A 24,967-nucleotide genomic window follows, 5' to 3' on the forward strand; every position below is an offset into this window, starting at 1 on the left:
CTCCTCTTGAATGAGCTGATTTTTGAGCGATAGATTCTGAAGATACACGTGTGGAAGGATAATGAAATTTGTAACAAAACTGGAAATGGGAGAAACAGAAGAGTCAAAAGCGACCATTACAGATGCTTACCTGAAGTCTGTCGAAGAAGTGATCAAAGCTTCTTCGGTAGATCCACAACACGGGCTTTCTGCTAAAGAAGTAAGCGAAAGAAAGGAAAAGTACGGGCCAAATATCCTTAAGGAGCAAAAAAAGAGAAGCCTCTGGCAAATTTTTATTTCCCAGATCAATAATCCTATTGTATATCTGCTTACCGCGGCAGCTGTTCTTGCTTTTCTATTTGGTGACACTGCCGAAGGTATAGCCATTCTAGTAGTTCTAGTACTGAATTCCATCATTGGTTTTTGGATGGAATATAAGGCGCAGAAATCCATGAAGGCTTTAAAGCAGATGGATAAAATAAGATCCAAAGTGTTACGGGATAGCAACAAATCAACCTTTGATGCAGAAGATATTGTACCGGGGGATATTATATTGGTAGAATCCGGGGATCTTATTCCTGCAGATGCCAGGATACTTGAAGAGAACGAACTGAATGTGGATGAATCACCGCTTACAGGGGAATCAGTACCGGTTCGTAAATCTACAAAAGCCGCAAAAGAGGAAAAACCAGTTGCGGACCGTACCAATATTCTCTATAAGGGAACGGCCGTCACCAGTGGTACAGGAAAAGCAATAGTTTTTGGTACTGCGATGCAGACAGAATTGGGGGGTATTTCAGCCATGGTAGGTGAACAGGAAAAAGATGAAATTCCCTTGAACCAAAAGCTGAACAAACTGACAAAAAACCTTATTTTTGTTACGCTGGGGCTTGCAGTGGCTTTTTTTATAATCGGATGGATAGCTGGAGAGGAAGTCTACCAACTGGTACAGACTTCCATAGCCTGGATAATTGCCGCCATTCCTGAAGGACTTCCCATTGTTGCCAGCATAGCGTTGGCTAGAGGAATGCTTCATCTGGCAAAGAAAAATGTGATTGTGAAAAAGATGGAAGCAGTGGAAACCCTTGGCGAAACCACTGTCATCTTTACCGATAAAACAGGAACCCTTACCAAAAATCACTTAACTGTAAGAATACTGCTTTTTCCGGATAATGTCCGCATGGAAGTGGATTGGCATAAGAAGGGCAAACCTGTCCTGAAGGGGAATGAAGAACCTCGGGAAAATGAGATGTTCAACCATTTCAGAAAAATCGCAGTACTGGCCAATGACGCTACGCTGGTAGATGATGAGATTACACCCACAGCTAAGGGAGATGAAGAAAGTAAGGGTGAGGGTGATCCGTTGGACGTGGCATTGCTTCAATTTGCCCAAAAATACGATCAGGATTCTTTCAGGCGGTCCAGAGAACTGGAACGGAAGCTTCATGACCCGTTTGACTCAGAAGCTATGGTCATGGGAAGTGTGAATCAGGACAACGAAGGCTTGTATATAGCAGGAAAAGGTGCTGCACATGCCATTTTAGAACGCTCATCTCAGGTATTGTCCCATGGAGAGACGAAGCTCTTGAGCGATGAGGATAAAAAGTATTGGAACAAGAAAAATGACGAACTGGCAGAGGAAGGCCTGCGTGTATTGGCATTCGCCTATAAAAAAGTAGAAGCATTGCCGAAAGGAAAGGACTTTTTGCGGGAGCTTGTATTTATAGGTTTGGTTGGGTTCATAGATCCCCCCCGAAAAGAAGTTGCAGAAGCCATCAATACCTGTCATGAGGCAGGGATAAAAGTGATGATGGTAACAGGAGATCATTCTGGAACATCCAAAAATATCGCTAGGCAGATTAACTTTTTTAAAAGAGGGGAGGAGGAAAACAAGGCACTTTCCGGTCAGGATCTAACGAATGAGTTTGATGAAGGACCTAGTTCTAAGATTGACGAAACGAGAATTTTTTCTCGGGTAGATCCTTCACAAAAGCTACAACTCATCAAGTTTTTTCAGCAGAAAGGAGAGATAGTAGGTATGACAGGTGATGGAATCAATGATGCACCCGCCCTGAAGCGGGCCAATATCGGGATTGCGATGGGGAAGAAGGGGACCCAAGTAGCACAGGAAGTTTCTGATATGGTATTGAAAGATGATGCCTTTGGATCTATCGTACAGGCTATCAGGCAGGGGCGGATAATTTTTGGCAATATCAGAAAATTTATCATCTATCAGTTGTCCTATCATCTGAGTGAAATTCTGATTATCGCCCTGATCAGTTTTACACTTTTCGTTCTTCCTATACTTCCCCTGCAGCTTTTATTTCTTAACCTGTTGTCTGATGTTTTTCCGGCCTTGGCCCTAGGTGTGGGTGTAGGAAATCCAGGTATTATGAAAGTACCACCCAAAGATCCTGATGAACCGATCCTAATCAGGGAAAATTGGTGGCAGATTGCATTGTATGGCGGGATTATGACTGTGTGTGTTTCAGGAGCATATTTTTACGCTCATTATATATGGGATCAGCCTGAAGAAATCAACAACAATGTGGCGTTCTTCAGTATGGCATTTGCTCAACTGTTGCATGTGTTCAATATGCGGGATGCCAATGAGCACATTTTTAAAAATCAGGTCACACGCAATAAGTATATCTGGATGGCTATGCTCTTTTGTATTGCACTTTTGTTTGCAGCATATTTTATCCCGGCAGTGTCAGAAGTATTATCCTTCCAAGAACTGGAAGCAAGGCTATGGTTTTTGATTATAATCACAAGCCTGTTGCCTCTATTGATTATTCAGTCCATAAAGTATTTTACTAAAAAGTTATAGTCATGAAATCAAGCATAAGGCAGACTACACACTGGGATGATTATCCTCCCCATGCGAGATTCCATATTGTCTTAGAAAAATAATTACAAACGGATGAAAATAGCAACTTTAACAATAAGTCCGGCCCTCGATAAAAGCACTACAATTGATAGGTTACAGCCGGAAAAAAAACTGCGATGTGAAGAGCCTTCCTACGAACCGGGTGGAGGCGGAATCAATGTCTCACGGGCGATTAATATTTTGGGCGGTGAGTCCTTGGCAATTTATGCTGCTGGTGGTCCAGAAGGAGACCAAATCGAAGAATTGCTTGAAAAAGAGGGGATAATCCAGCACCGAATCAAAACCCAGAAGCCTACCCGGGAGAATTTGTTGGTGATGGAATCATCTACGGGTTATCATTATCGGCTTGGAATGCCAGGAAGTGAACTGAGTGAAAGTGAACTGCAGCAATGCCTTGATGCTGTCCATGACTTAGCAGACGATGTGGAATACCTGGTGGCAAGTGGTAGTCTTCCTCCCGGTGCACCAGAGGATTTTTATGGGCAGGTGGCAAAAATTGCACGTGACAAAAACATAAAATGCATAATCGACACCTCTGGCAAAGCGCTGCTAAAAGCAGCCGAATCAGGTGTCTGCATCATGAAACCCAACCTATCTGAACTTAGCGCTCTGGCAGGAAAAGAAAAGATATCTGGTATGGAGCAGGAAGAAATAGCCCGAAAGATCATCAACGAGGGAAAGGCAGAGATATTGATCGTATCCCTTGGGGCCAGAGGAGCTATGTTGGCTACAAAAGAGATTTTGGAATACGTGGTTCCTCCTACGGTAAAGCAAAAAAGCACTGTAGGAGCTGGTGATACCATGGTAGGAGGAATCGTATTGTCTCTGTCCAGAGGAGATGATATTCATGATGCTATCAAATGGGGCGTGGCTGCGGGGACTGCTGCCACTATGACGCCAGGAACAGAACTGTGCCGTAAGGAAGATGTGGAAGAAATTTTCGACTGGATCAGTTCAAAAGAACGTTCAGGCAAGAACTGATGGAGTAGCGTAAATAACAAGTGAATATGTTGGAAGATGTGCTGAGAAAAAAATCCTTTGTGTAACAGTAGTCGGCAGGGGAAACTAAAAATGAAACAAGAATGAGGTATGCGCCGTGGTTCTCGCTATTTTAATGGAAGTAGAAGTCCCTGGAGTTATGACGGAAATGTTTGCTTAGTTCATATGTGAATTTGTCATAAGATTACGCCCGCCAGCAGTACTGGAACCTAACCATATGTGTCATTTAAGTTACACTCTTCAGGATTTAGCCTTCATGCATATAAAATAATCCTCATTCTGCCCATAACTATCCTCACCTCCTTCGGCCGAAGGAGGTTTTATAGCATTATATCTTACTTCCTCGGTATCCTAAAGCCAAATTAGGTGCTAGGCATTTTTTTTGTCCAAATAATTGATTTAGTGAGGATTGGATTAATGCCTCACGGAACAGTAAGTGGAGTTTAAATAAATGAAAAATGAGTAAGTATATTCGGTTTTTCAGCGATTTAAATCATCGGGATACAGCGATAGTGGGGGGTAAAAACGCTTCTCTTGGAGAAATGATACGGGAATTGGCTCCAAAAGGAATCCGGATACCTGCGGGATTTGCCACCACTTCAAGCGCCTATTGGGATTTTCTGGAGCATAATGGTCTGAGAGAAAAGCTCGTCGGAAGTCTCAAAAAACTGGATAAGAAGGACTTTACCAATCTTAAGAAAATCGGTAAAACGTTAAGGCAATATATCCTGAAAGGTACTTTCCCAGAGGAGCTCGCGCAGAGTATCAGGAAAGCCTACATCCAATTGGAAGAAAAGGAGAAAGGGCTGAGCAGTGTAGCTGTGAGAAGCAGTGCGACAGCTGAAGATCTACCTGAGGCATCTTTTGCAGGTCAGCATGATTCTTTTATGAACATACAAGGGGCCGAAAACACATTGGAGAGTGTTAAGAAGTGCTTTTCTTCCCTCTTTACTGACCGGGCAATCAGGTATCGGGAACACAATGGGTTTGACCACATGCAAGTGGCTCTTTCGGCAGGCGTTCAGAAAATGGTGCGGTCTGATAAGGCTTCAGCCGGGGTGGGATTTACCATTCTGCCTGATACTGGCTTTGACAATGTGATATTTCTTACGGGCTCGTGGGGCCTGGGCGATAATGTCGTACAGGGTGCGGTCAACGCGGATGAATTCCTCGTGTTCAAACCTGCTTTGAAAAAAGGATTACGCTCCATTATTTCCAAAAAACCCGGTACTAAAGAGAAGACTATGGTCTATGCAGGATCAGGCCAAAAAGAAGGAAGTACTACCATAAATAAAAAAACTCCGACGGAGAAGCAAAGGAAATTTGTGCTCAGCGATGAAGAGGTAAAACAACTCGCCGTATGGGCAATGGAAATAGAGGAACACTATGGGATGGCCATGGATATTGAATGGGCCAAAGATGGAGAAAGCGGTGAACTCTATATAGTCCAGGCAAGGCCAGAAACAGTTCACTCAGGAAAAGATGAAACAAAGATTAAGGAATACAGGCTAAAAACCGAAGGCAAAGTGATCACCTCCGGTACAGCGATCGGCGATAAGATTACCAAAGGACTGGGCCGACTGCTGGATTCACCTGATGACTCCGATAAGCTTCGTGAAGGGGATGTACTGGTGACAGATATTACCAATCCTGACTGGGACAATGTCATGCAAAAGGCTTCTGCCATCATCACCAATAGCGGTGGACGTACCAGTCATGCAGCCATAGTGGCCAGGGAACTTGGCGCCGTAGCGGTAGTGGGTACGGAAAATGCTACAGAATCCATAGAAGATGGCCAGGAAATCACCATCTCTTGTGCGGAGGGAGCTACAGGTAGAATCTATGAGGGGTTTCTGGACTGGGAGGAAGATGAAATCGACTTCCGTAACCATGAGGAGCCTCAGACCGAAGTAATGCTTATCCTGGCAGATCCTGGGCTAGCTTTTAGTTATAGCAATTATCCTGTTAAAGGTGTTGGTCTTATGCGGTTGGAATTTGTGATCAACAATACCATACAGATTCACCCTTTGGCACTGCTTCATTTCAATGAGCTAAAGGAAGCTAAAACCAAAAAGGAAATCTCTAAGTTGACCGCATTTTATCCTGATAAGCGTCTCTTTTTCATAGAAAAACTGGCTGAGGGAGTGGCCACCATTGCGGCGGCTTTTTATCCTCGGGAAGTAATCGTCCGTATGAGTGATTTCAAATCCAATGAATATGCAAACCTAATTGGGGGCAAGGAATTTGAACCTGAGGAAGAAAATCCAATGCTTGGCTTTCGTGGCGCATCAAGGTATTACAGCCATCATTATAAGGAGGCTTTCAGAATGGAGTGCGATGCAATGAAGATTGTAAGGGATGAGATGGGATTTACCAATGTGAAGCTGATGGTTCCTTTTTGCCGGACTGTTGAAGAGGGAAGAAAAGTGGTCAACCTCATGGGAGACTTTGGATTAAAGCAGGGGTGGAACGGGTTGGAAATCTACATGATGTGTGAGATTCCCTCCAATGTCCTTCAGGCAGAGGAATTTGCCGAAATTTTTGACGGCTTTTCAATCGGTTCCAATGATCTCACCCAGCTCACATTGGGACTTGACCGGGATTCATCACTTGTAAATGACCTCTTTGATGAAAATAATGCTTCAGCCAGACAAATGATCAGTATGGCCATCGGACGTGCCAAAAAGAAAGAAAGGAAAATAGGACTTTGTGGTCAGGCTCCCAGTGATTTCCCTGATTTTGCCAAGTTCCTTGTCAGGGAAGGGATTTCCAGCATTTCCTTTAACCCGGATGCTGTCGCAAAAGGGATTAAGAACATCCTTGAGGCTGAAAAATCTACAAAATGAAGCTATGTGGATAAATACGATGCGTTTCTGTAGTCTGTTGTTGACTTCCCTGTCGATGAGTGCGGCCCTGGCTCATTTATTCGAACTGCCCAATAAAATCAAGCTGTCAGGGGAAGAATACCTGATAGTCCAACAAATCTACAGAGGTTGGTCCTTAGCGGGGATCTTGGTAGTTGGGGCATTGATTTCCACCTTCGTGCTGGCAATTATGGTCCGTAAAAAAGAGAAAGTATTTACGCTCACTTTAATCGCATTGTTCTGCATTCTGGCTACACAAATTCTATTTTGGGTTTTCACTTACCCCGTCAACCGAGTAACTGATAACTGGGCAAGCCTGCCTGCCGACTGGATTGGGCTTCGAGAGCAATGGGAATATTCCCATGCTATGGGAGCAGTGTTACATGTGATTGCCCTGATTAACCTCATTTTATCTGTTTTGCCCAAAAAGCAATTGAGCGGAACAAAGGAGTAGCGGCTGGAGATACATTGCATTAGGGGTTCAATCTATTAAAGTAAAATCCGATGGATATAGACCAAAAACATCCTTATCACAGCATAGAAATCCAAGAAGTGCTCCAAAAAGTCTTCTCTGACGAAAATGGGCTTACTGCCGATGAAGCGGGAAAGAGGCAGGAAGAATTCGGAAAGAATAAGCTGCCTGAGAAAGGCGAAACCAGTCCGCTGACACTGTTTTTTAAGCAGTTTAAGGACTTACTGATATTTATCCTTTTTGTCGCAGCGGCAATTGCTTTTTGGGCAGATAAGATGACTGATGTCTACATCATTATAGCGGTGATACTTTTTAATGCCATCATGGGCTTTGTACAGGAATACAAAGCTGAAAAAGCTATCCAGGCCATCAAAAGTATGGATCAAAAACGGGCGGTTGTACTGCGGGATGGGATGGAGGAAGAAATTCCCGCAGAGGAGCTGGTCCCGGGAGACCTTATGGTACTTAAAGAAGGCAACCAGATTCCCGCTGACGGTAGATTACTTGAAACCAAAGAACTCCGTACCGCGGAGGATTCCCTGACAGGTGAATCCATGCCAGAGGACAAAACCACTGATCCCACTGCGGAGGATACTGCTATTGGTGACCGGACCAGCATGGTGTGGAAAAGCACAAACATTGTCAACGGCAGAGGAAAAGCTGTGGTGACTGCCATTGGGAACCAGACTGAAATAGGAAAGATCGCCAAATCCATGAACGAGATGGAAATGCATGAATCCAATTTCAGAAAAAAGACCAATTTACTGGGAAAGCAGATGGCTGGAATTGCCATAATTACCTCACTGAGCATTTTCTCCCTGGGTTATTGGTTCCGAGGTTATGAGTTCCAGGAAATACTGCTGGTCACTATTGCCGTACTTGTATCGACCATCCCAGAAGGTTTGCCGGCGGTGATATCCATAGTGCTGGCGATTGGAGCGAACCGAATGGCAAGGAAAAATGCCCTTATCAGAGAATTTACTGCAACGGAAATGATGGGCTCTGTTTCTACTTTGCTTACAGATAAGACCGGAACGTTGACCCAGAGTATTTTGGTGATTAAGAAATTTTTCACAGGTAGTGGTAGAGATATAGCAGTTTCGGGACATGGCTATGAACTAAGCGGGGAATTTAAAGAAAACGGCAATGATTTTAACTGGGAGGAAAACCCGGTAGAGCGTAAGCTTCTGGCTATAGCGAATTTTTGCAATGACGCGCATATCAAAAACGGCCAAAATGAAGAAAGAATTCCGGGTAAAAAAAATCCCACTGTCGAGGCAAAAGAGCAGGGATCTAAGATTGAAGCCAGCGAAAATGATGCTCCAAAAATATCGGGTGATCCAACGGAGGTAGCCATGCTGGTGATGGGTGAGAAGGCCAAAGTGGAAGAAAGAGAACCATATTCCAGATATAAACTTCTGGATGATGTGCCATTTAAGTCCGAGCGGAAATTTCGTGCATCACTGGTGGATACTGAAGAAGGTCCCGAACTGTTTGCAATTGGCGCTCCGGAGAGGATTTTGGAATTGAGCACAGTATACCTCACCGTAGAAGGGCCAGATCCACTGGAAGAAGAGATGAAGCAGAAAATCCAGGACAAAATGGATGAGTGGGCTGCTGATGCTATGCGGGTTCTGGCACTGGGCTTTAGAAAGGCGGAGGGCAAAGAAAATATTTCCGCTGAAGATGTAGCTGAGCTGTGTTGGGTTGGAATGGTCGGCATAGTGGATCCGCCGAGAGAAGGGGTCAAAGAATCTATAAAGGAATGCAAAACAGCAGGTATACGGGTCATTATGGTCACCGGAGATCACCGGGAAACAGCCATCTCCATTGCCAAAACTGTAGGTATATTGTCAGATGGTGAAAGAAAAGGGAACTACCCTTTAGCCATGACCACACAGGAACTGGGAGTAGCCGATGAGGAATTTGATGACTACATCAATAACGTGAATGTTTTTGCCCGCATGGATCCTGACACGAAGCTCAGAATAGCGGAAAGACTACAGGCAAAAGATACCCTTATCGCCATGACCGGAGATGGGGTGAATGATGCCCCTGCGCTGAAACGAGCCGATGTAGGAATAGCCATGGGAATCAGAGGTACTGATGTGGCCAAAGATGCTTCTGAAATTGTCCTTCAGGATGACAATTTTAATAGCATCGTCAATGCCATCAGAGAAGGGCGTATAGTTTTCAACAACGTTAAAATCACCAGTTATTTTCTGCTCACTACAAATTTCGCATTCGCGATAGGTTTTATGATTGGTATTTCTATAGGCTGGCCGTTGCTTTTTACAGCAGCCCAAATTTTATATATCAACCTGATCACGGATGGGATAATGGATGTAGCACTGGCAACAGAGCCGGGCCATGGTGATATCATGCACCGCAAGCCGGTAAGGAAAAGTGAGAAAATCCTGGGCAGTGATATTCTGCCTTACCTGCTTATGGTATCTGCTGTGATGGTTACGCTTACCTTGCTCACTTTCGGGTACTACTTGCCTGATGGAGAGAAAATGGCACATACCGGAGCTTTCATTATTGTCTCTACCACCCAGCTGTTCAATGCCTACAATATGCGTTCGCTTCGCTTGTCTATCTTCAAAATTGGCCTATTGACCAACCGCTGGGTCAACCTAGCTTTTGCAGTAGCAATACTCCTCCAGTTTCTCATGGTCAAAATCCCTTTTTTTCGGGATCTGCTGGAATTTGAGGATTTTCCGGTTTTGGACTTTCTTGTAATAGTCCTTATTTCCTCAGTGATCATCGGAGCAGGTGAATTGTACAAGTATTTTAAATTCAAGAAGAATATTTTCTGACAACTGGGAAAGTGATAATCTGCTTAATGCATAATGACTTAGAAATAAGAGGTAAAGTTACAGAATGATAAAATAGAAATACATCGCATGGAAAAAGGAGAATGGCTGATTTCATTGGGAAACCTCAGCCATTAGGCCAATGAAAAACCCGAAAGTTCTAGGGCTTCTAGCCTGTAAAAAATATGTATAGCAGCTGTTTTCTCTGTCAGTTGCAAATAATATCTTGCTTCGAATGGGATGAAAGCAACACTCAGGTATTTATCCAGATTAAAGCTGCCCAGTGTATCATGGTTTTATGCCACCGGAAAAAATAATGTAGATCAAAGAAATCTGTATTGATCATGAGTGGCGTTATAGTTCTATAGTAGGTCTAATACTTTAAGTTTAGGTGTGAACTGTTTTTGAAAATGCCTTCTTCGCTATTCATTAAATTCAACCACTCCCATTGAAAGGCCAAAGCGTGCTTGGCGTGATCTTTGATTATTGCTCTGATGACCTGGTCTAATTGGTTGAATTTCAGTTTAGAACGATCTATAAACTTGACGTATAGTGGGGTGAATGGGTCTTCTTCAAGTTTTTCCCCATAGAGGTTAATTTTGATAACCGGATCTGGATTTTTTAAATGGAGGGGAAGCTCATGCTCTCCAATAAAAAAGAAGCTGGGTTGGGGTAGTGTTTTCATTGTCAGGTGGTCGTTGGTTTATCTTGCTCTAAGTTAAAAAAAATATTGGAATAATCCTGATTATCAAGGTTGTATCAAGATAATTTTCAAGTGAGTGACAACGGAGTATCTTCATCCTTAGTTGCTTGTATCAGACTTCTTTTTTAGATACCTTATTGCAGGGGAGACTGTCAACCCGTGGATCAGGATTGACATGGCTATGCTGAATGTCACAAGTGACCATAGTTCATTTTCAGAATCAAAAGCGACTTCATTTAGAGCGAAGGAAAGATAAAAAAGAGAGCCAATTCCACGAATTCCAAAAAAAACTACAATTAGTTTTTCCCAGAAGTGAAGGTCGGTTCCAAGTAAACTAAGGTATGCAGATATAGGGCGGATAAGCAGTAGGTAGGAAAATGTAAAGATCATCATTTCCCAAGTGAGAAAATCCAGGATTCCCTGAGCGATAGCCCCGCCTAGCAGCAATAAAAGTACAGCTACGAATATTTTTTCAACCTGTCCTGTAAAAGAGTGAATTGAATTGTGATACTTATGCTTCTTTTCATAATGCCTAAAAGTGAGTGCACATACGAAAACAGCGATAAAACCATACCCGTGCAGTGCTTCGGTAATTCCATACACAAGTAAGGTCAGAGAAATAGCCAGAAATCCATCTAGTCTTTCTAGGATTTTATTTTTCTTGGAGAAATCGAAAACCAGGTAGCCAGCTCCTTTGCCAAGAATGAATCCCAGCACAATCCCTCCGATAATCTGATAGATGAAATGGTATGAAAACCACTGTAGGAGTGTCGTCTCCCCTTTGATGTTTATCAAGCCAACAGTTATAGCGAGCCAAGTAAAAGGAAACGCCATTCCGTCATTAATCCCTGCCTCTGAGGTCAGGATGAATTTAGGGAAGGAATTATCCGGTTCATTCGGTGGGCCTACCTGTACTTCGGAGGCTAGTACCGGATCAGTCGGAGCTAAGGAGGCACCCAGTAAAATTGCGGCAGCTAAGTTTAATCCCAGCAAGTAATATCCGAATAAAACGGCGACAATAATACATAAGGGCATTGCAATGAAAACCAATCTCAGCGGAAAGGACCATGTTTTAAATGAAAAGGGGAGGTCGATCTTAATCCCAACTCCCATTAATGAAATAATTACAATCAATTCAGTGAGATGGAGGATTGCTGTACTATTTTGTGAGGGAAGCGGACTTGGTAAAAATTCTGGAAAAACACTATAAATCAGAATCCCTGCTAACAGGTAGAAAATAGAATAGGATATTCCCGCCTTTTTCGATAGAATTGAAACCCATGGCATTACAAAAGTAGCCAGCCCTATTATCAAAACCGAAAACATAAATTTTTCCATAACTAGTGTGAAGGCTATACGCACTCAACTGTTAGAAGTATTTTAAACTCTTTGTTAACAATAGGATTGTATAATTTTTTGAAGAGAAAGATGTCATTACTGAATGTTTTCCGTATTGCACTTTTGAACTTTCCTCCAGATAGCTTTATATCCGGAATATTCATTGAATAATCTACTGGGAACTACAAGGTATTCCCGTGTGTAGTCCAGGCTAAATTGACTTCAATGCTTTAGACTGCAAGAGTTTTGCCAGCTGAATTTGAGAACCTAATTGGGGCAAAGGGTTATAATGGATATCAAGTTGGGTTTGATCGAAAAATGGCATCTCTTACTTTTTAGAAATAACAGGTAACGATTCTCATCCTAATGGTTGAAATAGGAGATTTAAATAAGTAGGGCTTGAATTGCTCTATCCCAAATAAAAAAATGTTGGCTTTTACATTCGTGTAGGGATGAGCATTGAACAGAGTACTCTTTAACACTATAACCACCAAGTAGTAAGAATGGTAATTGGAAAAAAAATACAAACATTACCTTTCTAACGGAAGAAAGTCTATACGGCGAGAATTCCAATTTCCCAATGGCATACAATGTGTTTATAAAAGCACCAATGTCACCTGGCACTGCTTTTCCAATATGTTGATGAATAATATCTTTTAATAACACCATGGCTCCATACATTGGTACTTCTGGATTCTATTACAATGATTGGAAGGGGACTTTTTATCCCGAAGATCTAGCTAAGAAAGATTGGCTTCCATTCTATTCCAAACATTTTAAAACGGTGGAAATCAACAATACTTTTTATAATACACCGCAGAAGTCAACCTTTGAAAAATGGGGAGAACATACTCCTGCTGACTTTAAATTTACGCTCAAGGGAAGTAGGTATGTGACGCATACCAAAAAACTCAGGGATCCAACAGAAGGAGTCACCAATTTCTATAAGGCGATAGAACCCCTTGAAGGGAAGACCGATTGCGTACTTTGGCAGCTCCCGCCTTACCTTCATTTCGATGCGAAAAAACTGAAGGACTTTGCAAAGACCTGTAGTAGCAACTATGCTAATATTATGGAATTCAGACATAAAACTTGGTTTACCGACGAATGTTATGATATCCTTCGTAAGCACCGGATTGGATTTTCTATACTTTCCACCTCAGATGATCTTCCTGAAGAGATCATACATACTGGACATACAGCCTATCTTAGATTCCATGGAAAGGATAAAAAGCAGCGTTATAGATATTTATATTCAGAGGAGGAACTACGGCAATGGGCTGAAAAAATAAAATCCCTCAATCCTCACCGCATCTTCATTTACTTCAATAATGATTTTGAGGGAAATGCTATCACAAATGCGCGACAGATGAAAAAAATGCTTTTTTAGATAAAGCTTCTGTATGGCATGCCTTAATCTGTTTTATTCCAGTACTTTAGCTTGGTCCTGAAGCTCGTACCAGAGTTCTGGATTGTCTGTGATAAGCTGAAATACATTTACGCTAACGATACCAAAGATGATATGGGCGAGGAACAAGGCCATAAAGTAATTGGCCTGGGAGATTTTGGGAGGGGAATTGTGCAGGGTGAGATAGCCTTTCCAGATTATGATGGCCACTACACCACTTGCTGCACCGATAAGAATGGAATCCTCAAAATTGATCCGGAAAGTCCCCCAGTTCCATAGCAGGAAATAGGCAAAAGAAAAAATAACCCCAACACCAAAATGCCCCAAAAAACCGATTATTAAGGAGCTTTTGCCTGGATTTCTAAAGCTTTCATCTCCAGCCAGCATACTACCAAGGATATGGATGACTTTGGTGTATTTCTTTGTGATGGCAGCATACATATACATGACACAAGTCATAGCTATAGTTCCTGCTATTCCCGATAGGATAGTGATTATGAAATGGGTAAAGTCCATTGACTAATTTGGTTTTGGTGAGCAATAAAGAAGAAGGTAAAAGCCCTTAGGATTTTGCCTTCTTCATATTCTGCCCGATTACAGACAAATAGGAAAGTTTTTATGTTGTTTATTTGAAGAGATTTTAATCTTCACTTACAGGTTTTTGTTTTTCGTCAAATTGTCTGGCAAGCTCGCTGTCGGGAGTGATGTTGGACATAGTCACATTCATCTTGTTTTTGAACCCTGAGACCACCTTATCGTCATTATTCATTAGGGCTTCATAGCCGTCTTTAGCTACATCCTTTGGATCAGACAGGGCATCTTTGTCCTGTACGATTTTACTTTCGTTCATTCCGGCCTTGTTAAAGAAATCGGTGTCTGTAGCACCTGGCAGCAGCGCAGTGACAATCACATTCCTATCCTGGACTTCCTGACGGATAGCCTCCGTGAATGACAATACAAAAGCCTTTGTGCCATGATATACTGACTGCCAAGGCCCTGGCGCCTTTGATGCAATTGATGCCAGGTTCAGTATTTTCCCTGATCTTCTGGCGCTCATTTTTTTGATGAAATACTTGGTAAGAACTATCAGCGAGGAGATGTTCAGGTTGATAATATCCAGTTCACCTCTGATGTCAGTATTCTCAAATTTCCCGTAAAGTCCCTGACCTGCATCGTTAACCAATACTTCTATTTCTACTCCCATGGCTTCTGCCTGTTCGCAGACGGTAAAGGCTGAGTCCACATCAAAGAGGTCAGCCTGAATGGTTTTTACATCGATCCCGCAATCCTTAAATTCTATGGCCTTGGTCTGTAATTCATCCAGATCACGGGAGACTATAATCAGGTTATATCCGTTTTTTGCAAATAGTAAGGCTAGCTCATAGCCGATTCCACTGGTGGCCCCGGTGATTAAAGCATATGTTGTTTTGATTTCCATGATTGTATAGGTTTTTGGTTATGGTTTAAGGACAACTTTCACACAGTCATCTTCTTTCTTGTCAAATAGCTCGTAGCCTCTGGCCGCTTCATGGAGCGGTAAAGTGTGCGAGATGATATCATCAAGGACTACATTACTGTCCTGAATAAGATCAATCAATGTGTCGATATAATTCAATACAGGGGCTTGCCCCTGTTTGATGGTGATAGCTTTGTCAAAAACCCGATGTAGGGGAAAGTTATCGTAGGTGGATCCATATACCCCCATGATGCTAACCGTTCCTCCCCGTCTTACTGCCTTGAAAGCCATATCGAGCACCTTCATACTCCCTTTCTCAAAGTTGATCGTCGCTTTCACCTTATCCATCATAGTACGCTCTGGTTCAAAACCCACTGCATCTACACATACATCTGCCCCACGTCCATCTGTCATCTCCCGAATGGCTTCTATGACATCCACCTTATGCGGGTTTAGCGTGTCTGCGTAGTTAACATCCTTTGCTTTCTGCAGGCGGTAATCTAGAGGATCTATTGCTATTACTCGGCTTGCCCCGTGGATCCAGGCGGATTTTTGCGCCATGAGTCCCACTGGTCCGGACCCGAATATGGCAACTACTTCTCCGCCTTTCAGCTGGGCCCAATCAATCGCCGACCAACCGGTGGGAAAAATATCTGTTAGAAACAAAACCTGTTCATCTGTCATTTCCTCGGGGATTACCCTTGGGCTGATATCTGCGTAGGGAACTCGCACATATTCTGCCTGTCCTCCGGCATAGCCCCCATACAAATCCGTATAACCAAAAAGTGCTCCACCCTTTTCATCGGTGAGATTCCCACTCGGGCCGTAATGCTCATAGTTGGAGTTTTCACAGTGGGGAGATGCGCCATGGTTGCAAAAAAACATTGTCCACAAGCAATAGGAAAGGGGACTACCACGCGATCACCCCTCGTGAGGTTGGTTATGGCAGAGCCTACCTCCTCGACTATTCCCATGAACTCATGCCCCATGATCATGTTGCCGGCTTGGGGAACAGCTCCGCTCAGGATATGGAGATCTGAACCGCAGATGGCGGTAGAAGTTACTTTTAAAATAACATCCCTGTCATTTTTTAATTTAGGATCTTCTACTGAATCTACTTGGATATTGCCGGGGCTGTGAAAAACTGCTGCCTTCATGTGGTTATAGTTTGATTTTAAAATTGGAATGGTCTACTACAGGTAAGTGTACAAAGCTTTTGCCACTGGCAGAATCGATTGGTAACCACTAGTAGTAGCTTGTCATTCCCTGGGAATGCGAGCTCTGCTAAACTTTTATTAAAGGAAGGAAGCGGACATAAAATATTTATTGGATGGGCCAGAAGAGGTGGCCTTACGCTTGTTTACAAGCTATATCTCTTAAAAAATCATCAGAGAAAAGAAAGAAGGATATTATGGAATAACTAGGTACTATAGAGAAAAGGCGCTGGTACCGAAAAAAATCTATTTTTACAGTTGAAACACAACAGCTTTATTTTAACAGTCAAGCGATGTGGTATAAACCACACATGCTGTAACGGGTTTGCGCCATCTATTTTTCATTAGGTTAATTGAAACCAGCCTTATGATAATGGTCTTTTCTTTGATATGTAATTTTATATGTATCAGGAATTTTTGATAAAAACCCAAACTATCCAATTTAGTTTATCCAATCATGACATCCCAACAAAATTATCCAAGATTTTTAATAAATAGCTACCCATATGTCCCTGTGACCTGGTTTCCTGTAGGAAAAAAGAAACTGGCAGAAATCAAATGTGACATGCTAAAGAAGGAAGGGGGTAAGATGATTAGAGTAGGTATTGATTACAACAGTGGTATGTCCAAAAGGAAAGCCAATTGGTACAGATGGTTGCTGCCTACGTTGACCGATGGATTCGAAATAGAGCCCTGTTTTATAAAATCACCATCCAGAGATTCCGACTTAAAAGGCACACCTTCATTATCGGAGTCAGTTGAGGCTTTTATTCACTGCTATGGGGAAATGTTTTCATCGGTGGGGCTTTGGAGATGTCAGCAGGAACGCCTTACAGATTTAAGTGCGGAAAATATTTTCGAGCAGGACTTTGTGTTTGCCATCAGCTGGTCGAAGCATTTAGGCAAATGGGTAAATCTCTGTGGAATTTGCCCCACAGATTTTAATTGGATACTTCGAATGATTTCATCTCAGGTTTTGAAAAATGTGGCAATGATTACCCTAGATCCAGTGGATGAAGACCTTTGTGGGTACAATAACTCCTTTTGTAGAATTCTTAAAAGCCTAATGGAAGCAAAAGGGCTGGATATTAAGATCCACTCTCCCTTTCGTTCAGATTCTTCTGATAATTTTGACCAGACAGGATCTAAAAGTGCATCGTTGAATACCAGCTGGAAAATTACCGGATAAGAATCCAAAATTTGGAAGCCTCATCTTCGGGATCTGATGTTACTGGTTTTCTTGTGTTATTGGTCCTCGCAGAAATTCCATCTGGAACCAGGTCTAGATTACCATTAAGAAATTATCCTTGCTTAATCCTGTACTATGATATTGATGGTTTATAGTGATGACCTTATAAAGGATTGACTTGAGTATCCCAAAATCCGATGGTTTCTTAATGTATATATTTGCGCCATGAATCAGACATTCATCAATATCTTTTTGCGCACTTGAAGTAGAATAGATTGCCACTGATAGGTTTTTTAGAATATCCGTTCTCCTCATTTCAATCAAACATTCAATCCCTCCTTTAATCGGCATATTCAGGTCAAGGAATATCAGCTCAGGTAAGCGGGTTTCTGGGTGCTTCAGGTAATCGATTAATTCCACACCGTTAACCACTGTATTCAGGGCAATATCTAAATCGAGTTGTTCTATTGCCTCGCTAAAAAACAAGCGATCATCATCGTCATCATCCGCTAAAAGGATACTGATCTGTTTCATAATTGGTTAGGAACTTAATCATTATACTTTGTCAAAAGTAGATTTCTTTGTTTTATGATTCTCATGAACGAAGTGGATGTGAGGCCGGTTATTTTCTTGAACTGACTCGATAAATGCCCTACGCTGCTATAGTTTAATTTGTAGGCGATTTCTGTCAGTGTATACTCATCACTTAAAATCATTTCCTTGGCACGCTCTATCTTTTGAAGTATTATGTAATTTTCTAATGTGTTTAAAGTGTATTCAGAGAATGTATTGGCAATGTAACCATAACTTAGATTTAATTTTTCTGCCAGTATATTAGAAGTTTTAAAGGAGTAATATTCCTCGCTATAGATTAGCTCGGTAACTGTGTCTTTTATCTTCTGTATGAACTGATCCCGCTGTGTTTCCTTTATATGAATGCCATATTCTTCCAGGTTTTTCTTAAGCTTTTGTAAATGGGAATAGGGGATTTCTTCCAAAAGTTCTAGTTGAGAAGAATTATGATATTTGTAGGTCACACCTATTTTTCCCAATTCTTTTTCTACTACTTTTCTTGCAAGTACATGAATCTGATATCCTAATACTAATTTCATCTTTTTATTCATTTGAAAATGTCACGCATCCCTTCCTTGAAGAAAACCTATTCCACCATATATGCCAAAATTTAATTATACTATTTTTATTTGTTTTAGTACTTTTTTTAGTGGTTAATTAAGGTCAAATGAACTCAACTGTAACTGGAAGCTATTCAAAAGGATAAATATACACTTTGAATATGATAAACTGCATTTAGTAAGAATTATTCAGCTTTGACCTGAAATAAGAATGCCTTTTCAAAAGCAAAAGAGGGAGAGTCTATGGCTTAATGATCTTTCCAATGCCTCAAATAGATTCAATTTTTTCTACTGAATGAAATAATGGGTATCAGTTATAGTGGAATTTTTCTCCCAGCTGCTGTGTATATTTTCCACACAAGGGGGATCACGATCTACATGAAGGTACTTCACACTGAGTATAATTTTAAACTAATAGTTAAATGTCATGACAGTATATACGAGGAGTCGGTCATCTAAGGACTTAGAACATTTTGGACAGTGGATGTCTTTTTAATGTAACAATTTCAGGAATTTTTGTTACAATTTGTTAGCGTGCAGGATAATACAATCTGTTCTGTCTTCATTATCAGGTGCTTTTGAAATTGGCAAGCTATTGGAGTTTTTAATTCATACTAAGCTTTAAATAAATTTTAATCTAACCACTTAATTATTATGGCAACTCAAACACCAACAGCTTCATCCGCTTCATCAAAAGAAATGAAGAATTCAAAGTTCCACAAATTGTTTTTGCAGGAGCTGAAGGATATTTACTGGGCGGAAAAGAATCTCGTCAAAGCTCTTCCAAAAATGGAGAAGGCAGCTACCTCCTCGAAATTATCCCAAGCTATTGCCTCACATCTGGAGGAAACAGAAAATCATGTAAGCAGACTGGAAGAGGTCTTCCAGCTATTAGACGAAAAGGCCCAAGCCAAAAAATGCGAGGCTATGGAAGGTCTTCTTGCTGAGGCGAAAAGCATTGTGGAAGATACCAAATCAGATACAATGGTGAGGGATGCAGGAATAATCATAGCCTGTCAGAAAGTGGAGCATTATGAAATAGCTTCCTATGGTTCACTGGTAGAACTTGCCAAAAAAATGGAGCATAATGAATGTGCAGAAAAACTTTCACAAACGCTGGATGAGGAAAAGAAAGCGGATAAGAAACTGACAAAATTGGCCGAATCAGAAATTAATGATAAAGCTTCTCAGGAATAGAGAATAGACCAATAGTAGATGATTAAAGCCGGAAGTGATTCCGTCTTTTTTTATTCTTTCTATTGCAAAATTAGGTTTTAATTGACCAGTACTAACCACAAAAAAACTATACTATGGACACTGAAAAAAAAGAAGGCAAAGTTGCTAAAACTATTGAATCGCAAACAGCTAAAATTCCATCTGATATATATCTATGGTCTTCACTTTCTACAATGGGGGTGTCATTATGCTTAAAGGTCTGCAAACAAAACCACTTGGCATTGTTTGTAGGACAATGGGCCGCCCCGTTCCTTTTATTGGGGATCTATAATAAGATAGTAAAAACTGAAGGCTCTGACAGGGAGAGCTAATACTTTCTTTTCCAACATCTGGTAAAAGGCAATTATGTCCTGTGTACTTAACTGGAGAGTAGCCTTTACACAGCTTAAACAACATGCTCATGAAAACTAACTTTCATGCCACCGAGCTTAGGTCTCGGTCACGAAATACGCAGCGCAGGTTGAACTTGCATCTGTCAAATCAAAGAAGCTTTCCTGAAAGTCTGGTGATTGATAATCTGGGGGAAATGGGTTTGTATTTGTGGATTTACAGATCAAGGATAGCCGGGTTTGTTCATAAGGATGAAGTATTCCCCCCCGGGGAAATTATCCCTAAACCGAATGAACCCGAAATCCTCCCCGACCCAAGCTTACCTGAAGAAGAAGAATATCTTCCGGATGAGGATGAAAATCCTTTAGAAAGTCCAAGAAGGGAAGTCAATGATCCATACCAACCTGACCGAGAGAAGGATTTCCCTCCGGATAAAGAACCAGAGTGGCCTCAACAAGAACCAAAAAAAAGGGTGGGATTTTCCACCTTTTTTTGGTTGATTTTCAAATCTTGCAGTTGAAAGAGTATCCACATATTTTTGCTGAACCTAATTCAACAAGGGATGTTTAGTGATTTTATCTTAACATATAGGGTTTTACGGTGAATGTTCAACACCTCTGCCGCCTTGGTTTTATTATACCTCACTTTTTCCAAAACTTCCATAATCCTTCTTGATTCGGCCTTTAGTGCGGTAGATCTTAAATCACCTTTTTTCACTGTAGGGATGGACTCTTCGCTTTCCGATGGTTCGTCAGCACTGAAAAGAGTATCTTTATAAGTTGTGATCCGGGGTGGAAGTGAATCTTTACCTATCAGGCTTTCAGAATCCGAGAATAAAGTTGATCTTCTGATTACATTCCGTAGCTCCCTGATATTTCCAGGCCAATAATATTCAGTTAATAAGTCACTCGCTTCTTTGCAGAATTTTGCTTTTGGTCTTCCCAGTTCCTTACCGGTCTGCTCTAAAAAGAAGTCTATAAAAAGTGGAAGATCCTCTGGACGCTCCCGCAGTGGCGGGATTTCCAGAGTATATTCACATAATCTGAAATATAGGTCTTCACGAAAGTTTGAAGTTCCGGATTTTTGCAACAGGTTTTCGTTGGTCGCCGCTATGATCCGTACATCTATAGGGATCTCTTTTGATCCTCCTACCTTTCTGATCACTTTTTCCTGTAAGGCACGTAATAGGGCTATTTGTATATCCATAGGCAGATTTGCTATCTCGTCAAGGAAGATTGTTCCTCCATTTGCCTGCTCGAAAAAACCTGTTTTCTGAAAAGCTGCGCCGGTGAATGCCCCTTTTTCATGACCAAAAAGCTCGCTTCCTGCTATTTCACGGGATAGACAGCCACAGTCCACAGCGACAAATGGCGCATCTTTACGTAGACTCTTTTGGTGAATCAAACGCGCCAAAGACTCTTTACCGGTTCCCGTCTCCCCCTGTACGATTACTGAAAAATTGGTCGGCCCAACACGCTCTACCTGCTCAATGATGGCGCGCGCTTTCTTGCTCTTGCCCGTCACCATATCAGAAGGAAGGTTAGCTGCCTGCTGAGTGTTTGAGGCTGACGTCCTGTCTTCCATTTGGGGTAGTGTGATTTTTTCAGCTTCCTGTATAGCCTCAAGGAGTTCATCAGGGTTCAAAGGCTTCTCAATAAAGTTTTTTACCCCCTTTTGTATCATAGCAATGGCATTTTTGAGGTTGACTCCTTTCCCCATTAGGATCATTTTTGCATTTGGATCCCACTTATCCACCTGGTCAAAGAATAATGTGCCTGATATATCAGGAAGTCTATATTCAGCCAGTATAAGATCATACCTACGTTTTTGAAGCATTTCCAATGCGGTTTGCCCCCTGGTAGTAGTGGTTACTTTATAGTCCTTTTTGGTTAAAAATTTGGATAATAGATCGCAATTCGAGATCTGATTATCCACTACAAGAATATGTTTCATAAATGGTAAATTAATAGTGGTGTGATTGTTCATAAAGCTATTCATTTAAGTTTCCAAGACTGTTACATGAATTACACGGATCGTTACATAATTTCTGGGTGTAAGGATTTTGAAATTTTTTTCCCTTCTCCATCAGTATTTTGTATACTTCTCAGATATCTTCCAAGAAAATCTCAAATAGTAAATAGTTGAAAAGGGTAATACTCCTTCCTGAGATCACTCATAGAAAAAGAAAGAGAATTAAAGGAAACCAGGAGCCGCACATGAGTTCCAATGCTTATTTTGTTGATAAAAATCCGGTATGCATTTCTGCCATAAATTCTATAACAATGTGGTGAAACAGCTACAATCTGATTGAAGCCAGGTAATGAACGCTATAAGAAAGTTAAACAATTCGGCATTCTTGCTGTTTAATTTATAGATGACCAACGATGTATATATGTATCCCACAAAACGTCATTGCATTATTCTTGCAGGATATTTGACAGTGCTGGGTAGAAAAACAAAATTTTCGATATACGTAGCAAATCAAATAGAACCACTTTTATCATTCTGATTCAATGTTAAAGCGATCAAAAAAGTTACACTTTGGCTCTATCCTGACCACTGTTACTATTACGATGGTTGTCGTTATGTTGGGGTTTTTGCACTACAGGGCGCAGATGCGTGAGAGAGAGCAAATATCCCGCTCCCAGATGCTTATGCAGAATTTGTCTAGCCTGCTTGCAGAATTTGAGAGGCTCGAGGCATTGATCCATGAATCGGATAAGGAACCTTATCCACAGGTAATGGTAAAATACCTTGACATAGCCGCAGCGCTTCATTTTCAGCTTGCTCAACTCGTTACTTCAAAGAGTAGTACTTTACTTTATAATTCCAACTTCGATACACTTCAGACTAAATCCAATACCTATTTGGATAAGTACCAGAAACTGCTGGCTATGAAGTACGAGCCAAGACCAGAGGAAGAATGGGCTTCGCAGTATCTGGCCCTGGCGGATGTGGGTATGTTATCTTTTATTTCCGGGTGGTCTAGACAGGAAGGAGAGAGACTTTCAGATAATCTTAATTCTTCGCAACAGATGCGGGATGCCTTACTTTTGGCTGCCATCATTTCACTTATTGCCATGGTGGTGTTCCATATTATCTACCATCGTATTGTAATGAATGAATTCAGCAGGTGCGATGATGCTATTCTACAAAATCAAGTAAACAGCGATATTTTTGAGTACATCGAAAAAATGGCGGGGATGGGCCATGCATACTACGCTTTTAATGAGAAAAAGCTGTTTTTCTCAACTAATCTGTATCGCATCTTAGGATATGCCCCTTTTGAAGATGAGCCATCCTTTCGAATGTATCTTAGAAAAATTTATTATCCTGATTTAACCCCTCTTCTAGAGAAATTAAAGTCAATGACATTAGCCAAGGGCCCAGTTGAAACCAGTGTAAGAATAATGTTGCCCCAGGGCGAAATCCGGAATGTTCGCCTGCTCGGCCACATCCGTAATGATAGGCAAGGCAGGATTGCCGTATTTGTAACCAAGGATGTCACTTCCGAAATTGCCTCTCAGGAAATGCTCAGGGAGCTCAATGCAAATCTTTCTCTCCAAAATCGCTTATTTAGACATGTGGAGTCCGTAGCCTCTATAGGTTATTACACTCATATTTTAGATTCTGGTAGCCAACTTTTTTCAGAAAATTTATTCAGACTGTTGGGATTCTCCCCCGATTCATTCACTCCCTCTAAAAAAATTCTTCTCTCGCATGTACTCGATGAAGATAAGGAAGTTGCCAGTTCGTGGGCGGATCCGGAATCGGAATTTGACGATCGGCAAAAAGTAACTATTCGGATTCGCGACCGCTACGATTCCATTAAATATTTAAGCTTGAGCAGGGAATTTTTTGAAGATGATAATGAGAGGATTCTGGTAGTCACTTTTATGGATGTCTCTGTGGAGGCTTCAATTAACCGCGATCTCGAAAACAAAAACATAGAATTGTTTAGAAGTAATGCCGAACTGGAATCATTCAACCACATAGCCAGTCATGATCTACAGGAACCAATACGAAAGATACAGACGTTGATCTCTATGCTGAAAAGCCTTCCTGATCTGCATATGCCCGAAAAAGGTGAGGATTATGTGAGAAGAATAAAACGCTCGGCTAGCCGTATGCAGCTACTAATACTTGATCTGTTGAAATTTTCAAGCGTATCGAACCAGACCAAGAAATTTGAACCAGCGAGCCTGTATACATTGGTGGAAACAGTTCTGGACGAGCTGAGCCTGAAGATCGTTGAAAAAGGGGCAGAGGTGAATGTTTCATGGCTTCCTGAAGCTTCAGTGATTCCTTCCCAGATGCAACAGCTTTTTACTAATCTGATTGAGAATGCATTGAAATTTGGTGCTCAAGATCGTAAAACCATTGTCAATATATTCACTGAGGAAGTGACAGATTATGAAAAATCCCTTTTTTCAGCAGTAGACCGGGCAAACTTATTGAAGATTACAGTTCAGGATAACGGGATCGGGTTTGACCCAAATCTCGCAGAGACCATTTTTATTATATTCAATAGACTTCATGATAAACAGAACTTCGAAGGATCAGGCATAGGCTTGGCCATTTGTAAGAAGGTGGTCGAGAATCACGGCGGAATCATATTTGCCAATAGTATTCCGGGAGAGGGATCCAGCTTCACTTTTATTATCTCTAATGAGCTGGTAGAAACAGCTTCCCGTGGATAATATTAATAGGAAATTGGAGGCTTTTTAGAGTTGTCTAAAAGAGGTTGACGTCGTTGCTTCAAGTTCTATTTTCAACTAAGCAAACTGTCCTTCCCTACGTCCCGTAGATGTGAATTATGCAAGCAATCCGTTGAATTTTGTAATATACCGGCAGGGTAAGAGGGGTAACTTTGGTCTAAGCGTTTTTCTTATCCCATTGGTAATGACATTTATATCATACATGAATTTTTACCGATTTGA

Annotated in this window: 18 protein-coding genes and 1 pseudogene; 11 read left to right on the forward strand and 8 right to left on the reverse strand. The window is 41.4% G+C overall.

From position 1 onward, the window contains the following. Positions 1-61 precede the first annotated feature (61 nt). The 5 genes from AS141_RS11375 to AS141_RS11395 all read left to right on the forward strand — a co-directional run bounded on the left by AS141_RS11375 (position 62) and on the right by AS141_RS11395 (position 10,023). Positions 62-2,809, forward strand: a complete 2,748-nt coding sequence (locus AS141_RS11375; RefSeq protein ID WP_198293530.1) for a cation-translocating P-type ATPase — start codon at positions 62-64, stop codon at positions 2,807-2,809. Between the two features lie 93 nt (positions 2,810-2,902). Then, positions 2,903-3,850 (forward strand): 1-phosphofructokinase family hexose kinase, encoded by a 948-nt coding sequence (locus tag AS141_RS11380; RefSeq protein WP_057937785.1) that lies wholly within the window; start codon positions 2,903-2,905, stop codon positions 3,848-3,850. Positions 3,851-4,326: 476 nt separating this feature from the next. Continuing rightward, entirely contained in the window at positions 4,327-6,714 is a 2,388-nt protein-coding gene (gene ppsA / locus AS141_RS11385) for a phosphoenolpyruvate synthase (protein ID WP_057937786.1), read from the forward strand. 4 nt (positions 6,715-6,718) lie between these two features. Then, positions 6,719-7,186: a hypothetical protein gene (locus AS141_RS11390; protein ID WP_057937787.1), complete on the forward strand. Its 468-nt coding sequence runs from the start codon at positions 6,719-6,721 to the stop codon at positions 7,184-7,186. A 50-nt stretch (positions 7,187-7,236) separates the two neighbouring features. Next, entirely contained in the window at positions 7,237-10,023 is a 2,787-nt protein-coding gene (locus AS141_RS11395; protein WP_057937788.1) for a cation-translocating P-type ATPase, read from the forward strand. A 370-nt stretch (positions 10,024-10,393) separates the two neighbouring features. Here the strand turns inward: AS141_RS11395 and AS141_RS11400 are convergent, their stop codons facing one another. Next, entirely contained in the window at positions 10,394-10,705 is a 312-nt protein-coding gene (locus tag AS141_RS11400; protein ID WP_057937789.1) for a hypothetical protein, read from the reverse strand. Between the two features lie 117 nt (positions 10,706-10,822). After that, positions 10,823-12,061, reverse strand: a complete 1,239-nt coding sequence (locus AS141_RS11405; protein ID WP_057937790.1) for a cation:proton antiporter — start codon at positions 12,059-12,061, stop codon at positions 10,823-10,825. A gap of 667 nt (positions 12,062-12,728) precedes the next feature. Here AS141_RS11405 and AS141_RS11415 point away from each other — a divergent pair. After that, positions 12,729-13,451: a DUF72 domain-containing protein gene (locus AS141_RS11415; RefSeq protein WP_057937792.1), complete on the forward strand. Its 723-nt coding sequence runs from the start codon at positions 12,729-12,731 to the stop codon at positions 13,449-13,451. A 33-nt stretch (positions 13,452-13,484) separates the two neighbouring features. Here AS141_RS11415 and AS141_RS11420 read toward each other — a convergent pair whose 3' ends face one another. The 3 genes and pseudogenes from AS141_RS11420 to AS141_RS11430 form a co-directional block, all read right to left on the reverse strand. Further along, the gene (locus AS141_RS11420; RefSeq protein ID WP_057937793.1) at positions 13,485-13,985 is read right to left on the reverse strand and encodes a DUF6789 family protein; all 501 of its coding nucleotides are present in this window, start codon (positions 13,983-13,985) and stop codon (positions 13,485-13,487) included. Positions 13,986-14,109: 124 nt separating this feature from the next. Next, positions 14,110-14,907 carry an SDR family NAD(P)-dependent oxidoreductase gene (locus AS141_RS11425; protein ID WP_057937794.1) on the reverse strand — a complete coding sequence of 266 codons (798 nt, stop codon included), beginning with the start codon at positions 14,905-14,907 and terminating at the stop codon, positions 14,110-14,112. Between the two features lie 18 nt (positions 14,908-14,925). Next, positions 14,926-16,082 (reverse strand): annotated as a pseudogene (locus tag AS141_RS11430) (zinc-dependent alcohol dehydrogenase). 514 nt (positions 16,083-16,596) lie between these two features. Between AS141_RS11430 and AS141_RS11435 the strand changes: the two are divergent. After that, positions 16,597-17,328: a hypothetical protein gene (locus AS141_RS11435; RefSeq protein ID WP_057937795.1), complete on the forward strand. Its 732-nt coding sequence runs from the start codon at positions 16,597-16,599 to the stop codon at positions 17,326-17,328. Positions 17,329-17,421: 93 nt separating this feature from the next. Here AS141_RS11435 and AS141_RS11440 read toward each other — a convergent pair whose 3' ends face one another. Beyond that, the gene (locus AS141_RS11440) at positions 17,422-17,862 is read right to left on the reverse strand and encodes a response regulator (protein ID WP_087149412.1); all 441 of its coding nucleotides are present in this window, start codon (positions 17,860-17,862) and stop codon (positions 17,422-17,424) included. A 14-nt stretch (positions 17,863-17,876) separates the two neighbouring features. Beyond that, positions 17,877-18,440, reverse strand: a complete 564-nt coding sequence (locus AS141_RS11445) for a helix-turn-helix domain-containing protein (protein WP_087149414.1) — start codon at positions 18,438-18,440, stop codon at positions 17,877-17,879. A gap of 675 nt (positions 18,441-19,115) precedes the next feature. Here AS141_RS11445 and AS141_RS11450 point away from each other — a divergent pair. The 3 genes from AS141_RS11450 to AS141_RS11460 all read left to right on the forward strand — a co-directional run bounded on the left by AS141_RS11450 (position 19,116) and on the right by AS141_RS11460 (position 20,547). Next, on the forward strand, positions 19,116-19,658 hold the full coding sequence (locus AS141_RS11450) for a YciE/YciF ferroxidase family protein (protein WP_057937798.1): 543 nt from the start codon (positions 19,116-19,118) through the stop codon (positions 19,656-19,658). A gap of 113 nt (positions 19,659-19,771) precedes the next feature. Then, complete coding sequence (locus AS141_RS11455) at positions 19,772-20,008, forward strand: hypothetical protein (RefSeq protein WP_057937799.1); 237 nt, start codon at positions 19,772-19,774, stop codon at positions 20,006-20,008. 89 nt (positions 20,009-20,097) lie between these two features. Then, positions 20,098-20,547: a hypothetical protein gene (locus AS141_RS11460; RefSeq protein ID WP_057937800.1), complete on the forward strand. Its 450-nt coding sequence runs from the start codon at positions 20,098-20,100 to the stop codon at positions 20,545-20,547. Positions 20,548-20,579: 32 nt separating this feature from the next. Here AS141_RS11460 and AS141_RS11465 read toward each other — a convergent pair whose 3' ends face one another. After that, the gene (locus AS141_RS11465; protein ID WP_057937801.1) at positions 20,580-21,980 is read right to left on the reverse strand and encodes a sigma-54-dependent transcriptional regulator; all 1,401 of its coding nucleotides are present in this window, start codon (positions 21,978-21,980) and stop codon (positions 20,580-20,582) included. 560 nt (positions 21,981-22,540) lie between these two features. On the opposite strand from AS141_RS11465, the gene AS141_RS11470 reads away from it, so the two are divergent. Beyond that, positions 22,541-24,727: a sensor histidine kinase gene (locus tag AS141_RS11470; RefSeq protein ID WP_082632267.1), complete on the forward strand. Its 2,187-nt coding sequence runs from the start codon at positions 22,541-22,543 to the stop codon at positions 24,725-24,727. Positions 24,728-24,967 lie beyond the last annotated feature (240 nt).

It is taken from the genome of Algoriphagus resistens (assembly GCF_001442615.1).
Taxonomy (GTDB): Bacteria; Bacteroidota; Bacteroidia; order Cytophagales; family Cyclobacteriaceae; genus Algoriphagus; species Algoriphagus resistens.